Annotated in this window: 10 protein-coding genes; 1 reads left to right on the top strand and 9 read right to left on the bottom strand. The window is 58.9% G+C overall.

The window, feature by feature from the left end:
- Positions 1-19 precede the first annotated feature (19 nt).
- The 9 genes from purL to FB556_RS09785 all read right to left on the bottom strand — a co-directional run bounded on the left by purL (position 20) and on the right by FB556_RS09785 (position 12,196).
- Positions 20-2,338, bottom strand: a complete 2,319-nt coding sequence (purL, locus tag FB556_RS09825) for a phosphoribosylformylglycinamidine synthase subunit PurL (RefSeq protein ID WP_141867183.1) — start codon at positions 2,336-2,338, stop codon at positions 20-22.
- Positions 2,313-3,050: a phosphoribosylformylglycinamidine synthase subunit PurQ gene (locus FB556_RS09820; RefSeq protein ID WP_141867182.1), complete on the bottom strand. Its 738-nt coding sequence runs from the start codon at positions 3,048-3,050 to the stop codon at positions 2,313-2,315. The genes purL and FB556_RS09820 overlap by 26 nt, the downstream gene beginning before the upstream one ends.
- Positions 3,047-3,295 carry a phosphoribosylformylglycinamidine synthase subunit PurS gene (gene purS / locus FB556_RS09815; RefSeq protein WP_141867181.1) on the bottom strand — a complete coding sequence of 83 codons (249 nt, stop codon included), beginning with the start codon at positions 3,293-3,295 and terminating at the stop codon, positions 3,047-3,049. Before purS ends, FB556_RS09820 begins: the two co-directional genes overlap by 4 nt.
- 101 nt (positions 3,296-3,396) lie before the next feature.
- Positions 3,397-4,080, bottom strand: a complete 684-nt coding sequence (locus FB556_RS09810) for a response regulator (RefSeq protein WP_141867180.1) — start codon at positions 4,078-4,080, stop codon at positions 3,397-3,399.
- Positions 4,077-5,396, bottom strand: coding sequence for a sensor histidine kinase (locus FB556_RS09805; RefSeq protein WP_141867179.1), 1,320 nt, complete (start codon positions 5,394-5,396; stop codon positions 4,077-4,079). The genes FB556_RS09810 and FB556_RS09805 overlap by 4 nt, the downstream gene beginning before the upstream one ends.
- A 117-nt stretch (positions 5,397-5,513) precedes the next feature.
- Complete coding sequence (locus tag FB556_RS09800; RefSeq protein WP_141867178.1) at positions 5,514-7,049, bottom strand: DNA methyltransferase family protein; 1,536 nt, start codon at positions 7,047-7,049, stop codon at positions 5,514-5,516.
- Between the two features lie 247 nt (positions 7,050-7,296).
- Positions 7,297-8,583, bottom strand: a complete 1,287-nt coding sequence (locus FB556_RS09795) for an aspartate kinase (RefSeq protein ID WP_141867177.1) — start codon at positions 8,581-8,583, stop codon at positions 7,297-7,299.
- 63 nt (positions 8,584-8,646) lie between these two features.
- The gene (gene recR, locus FB556_RS09790; protein WP_141867176.1) at positions 8,647-9,240 is read right to left on the bottom strand and encodes a recombination mediator RecR; all 594 of its coding nucleotides are present in this window, start codon (positions 9,238-9,240) and stop codon (positions 8,647-8,649) included.
- Positions 9,241-9,277: 37 nt separating this feature from the next.
- Complete coding sequence (locus tag FB556_RS09785) at positions 9,278-12,196, bottom strand: DNA polymerase III subunit gamma and tau (RefSeq protein ID WP_141867175.1); 2,919 nt, start codon at positions 12,194-12,196, stop codon at positions 9,278-9,280.
- A gap of 104 nt (positions 12,197-12,300) precedes the next feature.
- Here FB556_RS09785 and FB556_RS09780 point away from each other — a divergent pair, with 104 nt between their 5' ends.
- On the top strand, positions 12,301-12,921 hold the full coding sequence (locus FB556_RS09780) for a malonic semialdehyde reductase (RefSeq protein ID WP_141867174.1): 621 nt from the start codon (positions 12,301-12,303) through the stop codon (positions 12,919-12,921).
- The last annotated feature ends 2 nt before the right edge of the window (positions 12,922-12,923 follow it).

Here is a 12,923-nt window from a genome sequence, read left to right as displayed (position 1 = left end):
CACCCGTTGTTTACTGAAGTTAGTTGCCGAAGCGTTTCGGCAAGGCGGTAGCCCAGCCTTCGCGCAACTCATCAATGGTGATGGCGAACAGGTCCTGCAGTTCCAGAGCCTGCGAGCTAGCATCCACCACGCCGATACGCAGCGATGGGTAGTTTCGCGACTCGGCGATCCCGCGGAAGCGTACTTCCTCGGATAATGGCACAGCCACGAGCGCACGGCCCTGCGATTCGGAGAACAGCGCAGTGAACGCGTCGATACCGTCGCGTTCGGTGATGTAGTCCAGGTTAATGCGCACGCCAACCCCGGCCGCTAGCACCATGTCGGACAGTGCACCGGCCAGTCCACCATCGGACAGGTCGTGTGCGGCATCCAACATGTGCGTGCGCGAGGCATTGGACAATAACCCGGCTAATTGTTGTTCTTTGGCCAAATTAACTTTCGGTGGGACACCGCCCAGGTGACCGCGCAGGTGCGCGAATTCGGAACCGTCGAGCTCATCGAAAGTTTCACCCAGCAGGTAGATAGCCGAACCATCAAATGCCGGGTGGAGCCAGGATGGCACCGCGGTCGCGACGTCGTCATAACGCCCCAGGGTCACGATCATCGGGGTCGGGTGGATCGGGGTGTCCACGGTTTGGTTGTACAGTGACACGTTGCCACCGGTCACCGGAATACCCAGCTCCATGCAGGCATCGGCAATCCCGCGGGTCGACTCGGCGAACTGCCACATGACACCCGGATCTTCCGGTGAGCCAAAGTTCAGACCATCGGAAATCCCCAACGGGGTCGCACCCGAGGTGGCCACATTGCGGTAGGACTCGGCCACGGCCAACTGGGAACCCACGTACGGATCCAGATAAACGTAACGCGAGTTGCAATCAATTGCCAGACCAATGCCCATGCCGGTTTCCTCATCCACGCGCAGCACGCCCGAGTCATTCGGGGCCGCTTGCCGGGTGTTGCCACCCACCGAGGTATCGGTTTGGGAGGTGAGCCACGAGCGATCTGCCATATTGGCGCTAGCCATCAGCTCGATGACGGCGGCCTTGAGCTCTTCACCGGTTTCCGGGAGGCTGGCAGCCGCATCCGAGGCACGGAACGTGTCGGCCTGGACCGTGTCCAACCACTCAGGGCGCGCATATGGGCGCTCGTAGACGGGTCCGCCATCGGCAACCGTGGTGGGGTCGACATCGACGATGCGTTCGCCGTTCCAGTCGATGGTCAACCGACCCGAGTCGTTGACCTCGCCAAGCCAGGAGTACTCGACCCCGTATTTTTCCATGATCTGCTCGAATGCGGTCTGGTTCTCCGGGGTGACCACGGCCATCATGCGTTCTTGGGACTCGGACATCAAAATGTCACCGGCTGAAAGGCCCTCGTCGCGCAGCAGCACGTTGGTCAGTTCGACGTGCATTCCGCCGTCGCCACCGGCAGCCAGCTCGGACGTCGCACAGGCGATTCCGGCGGCCCCCAGGTCCTGGATGCCCTCGACCAGCGATGTGGCAAATAGTTCCAGCGTGGCTTCGATGATTACGTTTTCCTGCAGCGGGTCCCCGGCTTGGACCACCGGCGTGTTGGCGGCACCCTCGTCGTCGAACGCAGCCGAGCTCATGGCCGCGCCACCGATGCCGTCGCCACCGGTGCGCGCACCGAACAGCACAATTTTGTTACCGGTCCCCGAAGCCTGGGCCAGGCGTAAATCCTCGTGGCGCAGCACGCCCACCGCGCCAGCGTTGACTAACGGGTTGCCTTGGAACACCGCATCAAACGCGGTTTCTCCCGCAATATTTGGTACCCCTAAGATGTTGCCGTAGTGCCCAACACCGGCCACGGCCCCTTTGACAATGCGAGCGGTATCTTCGTGATCCTCATGGCCCACGCGCAGCGAATCCAACACGGCCACCGGGCGGGCACCCATCGAGATAATGTCACGCACCACACCACCAATACCGGTTGCAGCGCCCTGGAACGGTTCCAGATAGGACGGCGAGTTGTGCGATTCGACCTTGAAGGTCACCGCCCAACCGTCACCCAGATCGACCACACCGGCGTTTTCACCCAGGCCCACCAGCATGTGCTGCTGCATTTCTTCGGTCGTTTTCTCACCGAACTGGCGCAGGTGGACTTTCGAGGACTTATACGAGGTGTGCTCGGACCACATCGACGAATACATGGCCAACTCGGCTTCGGTCGGACGGCGGCCGAGGATGTCTCGAATGCGACCGTATTCTTCAGCATTCAACCCGAGAGCAGCCCAGGGTTGCTCAACCTCGGGGGTTTTTCCGGCGTGAGCGACCGTATCTAGTTGAGTGTTATGCACCGACAACTCCTTCAGCATTGGTTGCACCTGCGGCGCGCACCACGGAAATAAACAGGCCCTGACCATCGACGCCCAATCCGGGGCCATCTGGATGATCGGTACCAAAGCCTTCTTCGATCGCGTATTCCGGGTTGGCCATCAGTCCTAATACCAGCCCGTCATCGGAGCTAATGCCTGCGATGTCGCGGGCTGAGCCCGACGAGGAATCCTTGGAACGCACAATGACATTCCCATTGGCCTCAAGTGCTTCCAGCTCGGTCTCGGTGGCGGTGTAGGAACCAAACGCAGCCTTTTGCGGTAGTCGAATCACATCGGCGGCTTCGTAAGCATTCGTGAGCGCCGAAACAGTGTTTTCGACCATGAATTCCACCTCGGCGTGGTGGTAACCGGGGGTGGTATTGGCGATAAACCCGCCGGGAAGCATCCCGGCTTCGGTGAGCACCTGAAACCCATTGCCCAGACCAACAACGGTGAGCTCTTTAGCCTTGACTGCATCTTCCAACACGCTCATAATCGGCTGGGTCGCAGCAAGTGCACCGGGACGCAGATAGTCTCCGTAGGAGAAACCACCAGGCAAAATCACGACCCTCAGATCAGCTACATCAGGTGCGGTGGTTGTTTTGGGGTGCAGCTTCACCGGTTGTCCACCGGCTAACTCCACGGCGCGGATCACTGAGGCCGCATCCGTTGCCGCGTCGAACATCACGACGCCGATTTTCGGTTTGCTCATTTAGCCACCTCAACGTTGGCAATGTATTCGGTCGATGGGTTGGCCAGCAATTGAGCCGCCAGTTCTTTGGCACGATCCAGAACCTCCGCGGTGGCCTCACCCTCCACAGTGAGTTCAAAACGCTTTCCTTGGCGTACGGATGAAAACTCGCGGAAACCGAGTTCGGGCAGCCGAGCATCGATGGCTTTCCCTTGTGGGTCAAGCACCTCTGGCTTCGGCATGACTTCAACGACGATTGTGGGCATGATTGCTCCTGATCTGGAATCTACCAATTGGCACCCCCGATTTTATCGAAAAAACGCAGCCCTTAAATCAATGGGTCGAAACGCCCAACGACGGCGTGACTTCACCTCGTGGAATTCACGTAACCGTGTTCATATGCCCAGATCACCGCATGGATACGATCCTTGACGTCGAGTTTCATTAAAATATTCGACACGTGGGTTTTCACTGTGGCCGGTCCGACGAATAATTCTTTAGCGATAGCTGCATTTGATTTCCCCTTAACCAGCATCGATAGGATCTCATCCTCACGCCGGGTCAAGGGCACGGCAAATTCTGGAACCGGTGGCGAAACCACCGCTGGTTCAACGGCAGATTCGGTGAACATCCGATCTAACACTCGGCCGGTTACTTCTGGCGCTAACAGTGACTCCCCGCCAGCTAACACCTGGATGGCGTGAATCAATTCTTCAGGCCCAGCCGTTTTGAGTAAGAAACCCGAAGCGCCGGCCCTGAGTGTTTCGAATAAAAAGTCATCCCGATCAAAAGTTGTCAGGATCAAAATTGCCGCCCTGGCTTCGAACGCGGTCAACGCTTTAGTCGCTTCAATTCCATCCATGTGCGGCATCTGCACGTCCATGCACACCACGTCGGGATCCAACAGCTCGACCTGCGCTAACGCCTCGCGACCATCCGAGGCCTCACCGACCACCTCGAGACCGGGTTCGGTGGACAAAATGGTGGCTAACCCGGTCCGCAATAGCGGCTGGTCATCTACTAGCAACACGCGAATTGCTTCTTGGGTCATGAGACTCTTTCCATGGATCGTGCACACGGCACTCGAACAATGACCTTCCAGCCATACGGGGCGCGGGGACCATATTCTAACGTGCCGTCTACCGCGTGCACGCGTTCTTTCATGCCCTGAATCCCGGTCCCGGTGCCGTTGAGGACCGGATCATAGGCTTTGCCGTTATCTGTCACGGACAAGGTGATGTCTTGATCCGTGTAATCCAATTTTACCTGTACCTCGACGTCGTCGCCGGCATGTTTGCGCGCATTCGATAGCGCCTCTTGTGCTACCCGATAGAGGGTGAGTTCCACGGCGGCCGACACTTCAATCGGCTCACCGACTACTTCACAGGTTACCGTCTGGGTCGTCGAATCAGCCTGTCGAACGAGCTCGGGGAGTTGGCTTAGATCCGGCAGTGGTTCGGTTGAGCCGTCCTGATCCCGCAGTGTGTACACCATTGTTTGCAGTTCATGGACCGCCTGGGCCGAGGATGCTTCGATATGTTCCAGCTGGTCAACCACGGCCGTTGGATCACGCTGGGCTTCGACCAACCGTCGGGCTGCCGAAGCATGGACTCCCATCACCGTCACGTGGTGGGCAATGACGTCGTGCAGTTCACGGGCAATGTGTAAACGTTCGGCCTGGACCGCTGCGTCGGCGATTTTCGCATTGGCCTGGGCGAGCTGATCGTGTGCGGTTTCCAATTTCCAGCGTTCCCTGGCGCGGTTCCATGCCCGTCCGCCGAAATACCAAGCCGAAGCGTAATAGCCCAGCGAGATAACCAGGGTCGTCCCCAGCACATAGGCCATATCTCCAGTCGATAAGTCTGGCATCGCCCCTTTGGGATCTACCGCCTCGTCAAAACCAACAATGACGGTAATGGCTATCGATCCGCTCCATTGCGCCAACACGAAGAATAGTCTGACCCAGAATGCCACTCTGCGGTTCGATACCCACGCACCCACTGAATAGATCGTCATGAACCCAACGAACAGTAGTGAGTACGACTCGGAGGAGATATTCAACGACAACGAGATAAATGCCAGGGCAACGATCAACAGCGTATATATCGCCGCGATAGTAATCGGGAAGCGTCGGTAGAGCACCAACAGAAACGAAATCACCAAGGAGAACACCTGCGTTAGCACGAGGTCGAGACCAGAGCCCGTATAAATATCCGTCAACCGCAAAGCCTGCAGGCTCAGCACTGAAACGAATGCGACTACCACTGCCAGAATGACGTCCGTCCGCAACCAGTTTTCCGGAAGCCTCCGCACAAACGTTTCCGGCTTCGGTGGCTCGTTTGTAGTTCGGATACGGTGTGATGACATGGTGAGGGCGCCTTGAAGATGGTCGAGTGAGCATACGCGGTATGCTTCATATCCTAGCTAACGTAGGGGCAGTGTTTTGAGCTGGACGAATCTCTCGGGCCGAAAATGATTAGCCGGCTAATCGAAATTGGCTAAGTATTCGACAAGCGGTGTGGCGTCTAATGAAGCCAGCGCATCAGGTGAAAACGTGGGCTTGGCGGCCTCGTCCGGAAGTCGGATGGATTCTAAGATCTCGATGACTTCAGACCAATTCACGTCGTTATTCAAAAACCAGGGTTTCGCGAATCCTAGACTTGGTGACATGGTGATCCAGCCGGGGCCGGCGATGCCATCAGATTGGTTGAGAATGAACCGGAAGAGTCCATCATCAGCTTCGGTGGCTGCTTTGACCACTATGGGTGCGGGCCGACGAAGGTGCAAGTTGTACCAGAGGGCGTCGTGAGAACGCTGCGCTGCTTGCCGCGTATCTCCATTTGCTGCATCGAGATACCGCAGAAAGGCTGGGTCAAGTTCGGCCAGAGTGTATTCGTCTTTATTTGAGGCGAGCACCACGTGGCGGTGCTTACTTGCAGGCCATCCCCACTCATCTGCGGTGATCGTTTTGCCAGTTACCGCTGTTGGGTGGGGTAGTAATGGGTGCATGTGCATGGGTTGGATACCTAAAGCCCAGGCACGAGTTTCCGGTTGGACGAAGAATTTGGGCGCTGGCACTTCCCAACCACTGCGAATGAAAAAGAAGTCTTCAAGGGTGTACGACTTCGTCGGACTGTTGTCTTCGTCAAGGTCAGCCAGTTGAAGCCAGTTTATCTCGGGACTCAACCGCGCATAGGGCATGTGCGTTGTTTCATTGGGATCGAAAAGATCCCCGCCAACAGAAAACTCGAATGCATCCGAGGCGTGTGGCAATTCGTTCGTGAAGACCACAACGGACCATTCATCAATCGTTTCTTCCAACCGGGTGACATCGAAAGCACGTGCATCGTAGGCATGAATCCGATGCAGTGTGACATGTTTGGCCAAATAAAGTCGCAGTGCTCGACCAGATGAATGGCGTAAGAACTTTGTGGGCAGCACCCAGGCTGACACAGCCTTTGGAGCCAAGAATTTGTGGGTTGCTAACACGAAGTGGCTATACAGATCGGCCATTCCGGTAGGTCGAATCCCAGAGGATGTCTCGGCGGCGTCAGCGGCACGAACTTTGGCATCGGATGACAACCGGTGATGAAAGGTGGCCGGTGGTCGAGATAGCACCATGCTTGCCTGCGGCAGATCACTGGACGACAGGCGTAAGAAGTCGCGTAGGAGAACTTCTAAACCGGCCGGTGCCCACAGATCATGGGCAAGTGCGGCAAACTGGTCATCGCGTTCGACGCCGTGGGCGGTGTGAATATTGAGCGTTCCGTGTCGGTCCGCGACGTGGTGCAACAGGGCGGAGAAAAAGATGCCGGTGCCCACGCAGGGTTCTAAGAAGTCGATCTCCGATCCTGGATGATAGCGCAGCGCGAGTCCGGTGATATCACTGGCTTCTGGAAACGGGGTGGCACCTTGTTCTGCTGGATCTGCTTTGGCACTGGGACGGAGTTTTTCTAAGAAGGCTTGGCCGGTTTGACGCACGGTTTCAGTTCCTGTCACGTCGAAGTCGGAATCCAGCAACCTTACCTCCTCCCACCGCATAACGGCCTTGGCGCCGTCTAGCTCCCACACTAGTGCGTCAGGTCGAGCACACCGGCGATGTTTGCGAATGTGTAGCATATCGGTCCGAATTGGGGAAATTAGGGGAAGCGACCGTCGCGTGCCCGGGCAGTGGGATAAGCAATAACCTGAAGCACCAAGAAACCCCAGAGCCATCGCAGCGAAATCCTGCGATGGCTCTGGGGTTTAACGTTGGGGTCGGTGGCCGTTAGCGGCCGGTACCGCCGTGGACCTTGGCTACTTCTTCGGCGTCGAGACCGAAGGCCGTATGAATCTCGCGGACGGCGTCTTGCAGTTTGTCTTCTGCGGTGACTACAGAGATGCGAATCTCGGAGGTGGAAATCAGATCAATATTGGCGCCAGCTTTGTGCAGCGCGTCGAAGAAAGTGGCCGAAACGCCAGGATTGGACCGCATGCCAGCACCGATCAGTGAGATCTTGCCGATGTTGCGCTGGTGAGCGACGTCTTCAAAGCCGATGCGTTCCTGGGCTGCACGCAGTGCTGCGATCGTGTCTTTACCCTGGTTCAACGGGACGGTAAAGGAAATATCGGTTGCCCCAGCACCGGCCCGTGACGGGTTTTGGACGATCATGTCGATATTCGCGTGCGCATCGGCGATGACTTTGAAGATCTCGGCGGCTTTGCCCGGAATATCTGGGACCCCGACGATGGTCACTTTGGCTTCGGAGGTGTCGTGTGCGACACCGGCGACGATTGGCTGTTCCATGGGTTGGCCTTCTGGTAGTTGGATGGTGTCTTGCTCATCTGGGATAACCCAGGTGCCTTCTTCATCGGTGAAGGACGACCGGACGTGAAGTTTGACCCCGAATCGGCGGGCGTATTCCACCGCACGTAGGTGCAGGATCTTAGAACCGGAAGCAGCCAGTTCCAGCATTTCTTCCGAGGTAATTTCCGAGATTCTTGAGGCCGAGGGTACCAAACGCGGGTCAGCGGTATAAATGCCGTCGACGTCGGTGTAGATTTCGCAGGCGTCAGCGTCCAGTGCTGCGGCCAGTGCGACGGCGGTGGTGTCGGATCCGCCACGACCCATGGTGGTGATGTCCTTGGATTCGGGCGACATGCCCTGGAAGCCCGCAACGATGGCCACGTTGCCGTCGTCGATGGCTTCTTTAATTCTGGTGGGGGAGACCCGGGTGATGCGGGCTTGGCCGTGGTAGGTGTCGGTCATCATGCCGGCCTGCGATCCGGTAAAAGATCGGGCCCGGGAGCCGTTGGCATTGACGGCCATGGCCAACAGGGCCATCGAGATACGTTCACCCGAGGACAGCAGAATGTCCATTTCCCGTTTTGGCGCGTCGTCGGTGACTTGACCTGCCAAATCCAGCAGGTCATCGGTGGTATCGCCCATTGCGGAGACGACGACTACCACTTGGTGCCCGGCGCGTTGGGTGGCGACCACTCGGCGGGCGACGCGTTGGATGCCTTCGGCGTCGGCCACGGACGAACCGCCGTATTTTTGGATGATCAGGCTCATAACTACCTTTTGGTTAGAACATGGGACTGCGGTTAAGTGTAATGGCTGGGCTCTTGGGCTTCGCTAAAGTTTGCGTCGTCCTTCAAAGGCCCGCCCCAGGGTCACTTCGTCAGCGTATTCCAGATCGCCGCCGACCGGCAGGCCCGAGGCCAGACGGGAAAGCGTGATGCCCACGGGCGAGAGCATGCGGGTCAGATAGGTTGCGGTTGCTTCGCCCTCGAGGTTCGGGTTGGTCGCGAGAATGACTTCGGTGACCGTATCGTCTTGTAAGCGGGTGAGCAGTTCGCGCACGCGCAACTGTTCTGGACCGATGCCCCCGATCGGGTTGATGGCCCCGCCCAGCACGTGGTATCGCCCGTTATAGGTACGGGTCCGTTCAATGGCGATGACGTCTTGGGATTCTTCAACCACGCATAACAGCCCGGCGTCGCGGTGCTCGTCGCGGCAGATCGCACACGTTTCGTGTTCGGACACGTTGAAGCAGATCTCGCACAACCGGATCTTGGATTTGACCTCGGTGATCGCATTGGCCAGGGCGACCATGTCGGCTTCGGAGGCCTCCAGGATGTGGAAGGCGATGCGTTGGGCAGATTTTGGGCCAATGCCCGGCAGTCGGCCGAGTTCATCGATGAGGGTTTGTACCGCACCGTCGTACACGTGGGTGCCTTCTTTCGTTCGGGTGGTGGCAGCGTTGCTAAACCTTGGGGGTGCCGTCGGGGTTGCGTTCTTCGATCAGTCGCGCGTTGAGGACTTCTTCGACGACGCGCCGCCCGGCGATTCCCGATTCTTCGATGATCTCATCATCATCCGAGGCATAATCGTCGTCATCGTCGGTCGGTTCATCCTTCTGAACAGTCGGTTCGGCATCCTGTTCTGCGGACTGTTCGCCCGCGTATTGGGCGACCATATCGGCAAACCGCGAGCCGGCAGGTTGAGTTTGTTCACGCTGGGGCTTCGTAGGCCCGGGGCTCGAGGGGATGACGTCGCTGAAGCGGCGTTTGAACTCTTCGCGTAGTTCGGCCTCAGACTTCGCAAATGCCGGAACAAAGGGTTCCTCATCCGGGGCAGACCGCGGGATAAACCCGGCGTAGCCGTCGGCGGCCACTGGATCCGGTTCGGTGGGCCGCTCCGGCTCTGGTGCCGGGGTTGCTTCCGATCCCGGAGTTGGACCGGCTGATGAACCTGGCTGCGGCTGAGCTGGCGGTGCGGGTTGGACCCCAGGTTCTGATTGCTGTGCCGGTGGTTGTTGCTGGGCCGGCGGTTGTTGGGGCGGTGGGCCCTGTTGCCAGTCGTCTTCAGGCGGTGGCAGCCAATCGTCTTCGGGTGGACCCCAGTTGGGATCGGAGGCGCCCCAACCTGCTTCGTCTGGTTGACCCCAGGTGGGTTGTTCAGGTTGGCCCCATGCCTGATTTGGTTCACCAGAGCCCCATCCTCCGACACCGGTGGCCGGGGGTGTCGGATGAATCGGATCAGCCGAGGGCTGCTGCGGACGCTGCTGGGCCGGTTGTGGGGCTTGTGGTTGCGGAGGGTCGAGCTGTGGTGAGGACGGCGACGCCGGAGACTGAGGTGACTGCGGAGACGCGGGCGATACCGGTGATTGCGGGGTCCCCACCGGCTGTGCGCCGGGTGTTGGGGCCGCAGCTTGCGGGGGAACCGGGGATGCCGGTTGCTGATCTTGTGGTCGAACTGGCGGTGCCTGCTGGCCTCGCGGCTGTTGGGCTGGTGGTTGCGGTTGCCTCTGGGCTGGAGCCTGTTGAGGCTGTGGCCGAGCCGGGCGGCTAGGTGCTTTTGGGGAACCACCATCCGAGGTACCCGAAATCAGATCGAGCTCCGGTTGGATCCCGAGCACATGATTGAAACCGGCGGCTAGCAGTTTTTCGCCACCACGTTGTTGGACAGTGCTGCGTGCGCCGTCGTTATCAAACCCGATGGTCAACAGTTTGCCGTCATACCCAACAACTTGGGCGTTGCCGTTGACGGTCATCCAGATCAGCCGAGACTCGTTTTTCAAAAACTCAAGCACTTCCGGCCACGCACGACGCGCCATCTCCACCTGAGATGGCTGCTGGGCAGCAGGTTGCTGGGCGGTCTGCTGGAGCGGATCCTGTTGCGGCGGCGTCGACGCGGTCTGGTCCGGAGTCACTGGCTGGGATGTGGCGGGCTGCTGCGGAGCCTGTGGTGTCGCTTGAGCCCGAGGTCGTGCAGGTTCTGAGGTCTGCGTTGGCTGCGGTGCTTGGCGCTGCGGCGGAATAGGGGTGGGTGCAGGTTGAGACTCGGCGTCGGCTGGACGAGCAAGCTCTGGTACAAGATCTTCGGGCTGCTCATCTTCATCGTAATCGCGACCCAATGCGGCCCGTGCGGCGGCGGCACCGGACAACCCGGTCTCCTCCGAACGCACGATCACGGGTTTGGCAGCCGGTTGTTCAACCGTGGCAGACTCAGGTAGACCGCCATATTCAAAGCGACGTTCCAACCGGTCGATGCGTGCGGCCAGGCCGCGTTCGGTCTCATCGGTGGCCGGCAGCATGAGCCGAGCCATCAGCAGTTCCAGGTGTAACCGCGGTGAGGTCGCCCCCGACATCTGAGTGAGGGCCGCGGCGGTAATGTCGGCAGCCCGTGAGACTTCGGCGGGTCCCAGCTGCTGTGCCTGAGCTTCGAGTCGGCGCAGCTGATCGGCGGGCATGCCGTGCAAAATTCCCGGGGCCTGTTCGGGTGCGGCTTTGACAATGACGACGTCGCGGAAGCGTTCCAGTAGATCCTGGACGAATCGCTCGGGATCCTGCCCGGACTGAATGACCTGATCAACCACGTGGAACACGGTGCTGGAGTCCTCAGCGGCGAGCGCATTGACGACGTCGTCCAACAGGTTCTCCGGCGTGAAGCCCAACAGGTTCACGGCCAGGTCATAGCTGACGCCATCTTCGGTGGCACCGGCAATGAGCTGATCCAATACCGACAGCGTGTCACGGACCGAGCCACCACCGGCACGGATGACCAGCGACAGTACACCCGGTGCGATCGTGACTTGCTCGGCAGCAGCCAGCGCTTCCAGGTGCTCCATGAGCGGTTCGGGCGGTACCAACCGGAATGGGTAGTGGTGGGTCCGCGACCGGATGGTCCCGATGACTTTATCGGGCTCGGTCGTGGCAAAAATAAACTTAATGTGCTCGGGTGGTTCTTCAACAATTTTCAGCAGCGCGTTAAACCCGGCCGAGGTGACCATGTGCGCTTCGTCAATAATGAAGATCTTGTACCGATCGCGCGTCGGAGCAAAGGTTGCCCGCTCGCGCAGATCGCGCGCGTCGTCGACACCACCGTGCGAGGCCGCGTCAATTTCAATAACATCCAGCGAACCCGGACCACCGGTGGCTAAATCCACGCAGGAATCACAGGTCCCACACGGGGTGGCGGTTGGGCCCTGGGCACAGTTCAGACAGCGCGCCAGAATGCGTGCCGAGGTGGTCTTACCGCAGCCGCGAGGGCCTGAAAACAGGTAGGCGTGGTTGATCCGGTGTTTGTCGATCGCATTGGCCAGTGGCACGGTCACGTGTTCCTGGCCAATAACTTCTTCAAACGTATCCGGACGGTAGCGGCGATATAAAGCGGTGGTCACTCTCAATACCCTAGCGTGGCGACGGCTGCTTCGGCACCAGCATTATCTGCTGGCCGAACTGTACCACTAGACTTTATTCCGCCACGCCCAGGAAAGGAAAACTCATGTCGCATACTGGTTCGACCTCGGGTCTTTCTCGCGATCTGCTCGATATGTTATTCGTTGACGCGCACACCACCCACACCTTTTCCGATGACGCCGTGGACCCTGCGACCATTGCGGCCGTTTACGACGACATTCGCTGGGCTCCAACACAGATGAACTCCCAGCCGCTACGCCTCACCCTGGTCCACACTGTCGAGTCTCGGGCACGATTGGCTCCGCACATGCGTAAGGGCAATCGAGACAAAACCCTTGCGGCGCCCCTGACAATTCTTGCTGCCTGGGATCCCTATTGGCATCGACAGTTATCAGTGCTTGCGCCCCATAAAGCGGGCGCTCGAGACAAACTTGAAGACGATCCGGGCGCGCGCCGCGAAATTGGGCAGCGCTCAGCACACTTGCAGATCGGATATCTGGTTGTGGGCCTGCGCGCCCACGGGCTGCATGTCGGCCCGATGACGGGGTTTAATGCAACAGGCGTCGACGAGGAATTTCATGCCGATACCGGGTGGCAAACTGAAGTGATCATCAACGTCGGGTGGGCACCCAGTGCCGATGATCCTGCAGCGATTCGAACCCGGGCCGGTCGATTATCCTTCGACGACGCCTGTCAGATCGTATAGGG

It is taken from the genome of Enteractinococcus coprophilus, assembly GCF_006716305.1.
In the GTDB taxonomy this organism is placed as follows: domain Bacteria; phylum Actinomycetota; class Actinomycetes; order Actinomycetales; family Micrococcaceae; genus Yaniella; species Yaniella coprophila.
This window is presented reverse-complemented; position numbering and strand designations above follow the sequence as displayed.

What these genes read in the sequence shown, in the direction of transcription:
- purS (WP_141867181.1), bottom strand. Translation starts at nt 3,295, where the DNA reads ATGCCCACAATCGTCGTTGAAGTCATGCCGAAGCCAGAGGTGCTTGAC.
- FB556_RS09820 (WP_141867182.1), bottom strand. Translation starts at nt 3,050, where the DNA reads ATGAGCAAACCGAAAATCGGCGTCGTGATGTTCGACGCGGCAACGGAT.
- FB556_RS09780 (WP_141867174.1), top strand. Translation starts at nt 12,301, where the DNA reads ATGTCGCATACTGGTTCGACCTCGGGTCTTTCTCGCGATCTGCTCGAT.
- purL (WP_141867183.1), bottom strand. Translation starts at nt 2,338, where the DNA reads ATGCTGAAGGAGTTGTCGGTGCATAACACTCAACTAGATACGGTCGCT.
- FB556_RS09805 (WP_141867179.1), bottom strand. Translation starts at nt 5,396, where the DNA reads ATGTCATCACACCGTATCCGAACTACAAACGAGCCACCGAAGCCGGAA.
- FB556_RS09810 (WP_141867180.1), bottom strand. Translation starts at nt 4,080, where the DNA reads ATGACCCAAGAAGCAATTCGCGTGTTGCTAGTAGATGACCAGCCGCTA.
- FB556_RS09795 (WP_141867177.1), bottom strand. Translation starts at nt 8,583, where the DNA reads ATGAGCCTGATCATCCAAAAATACGGCGGTTCGTCCGTGGCCGACGCC.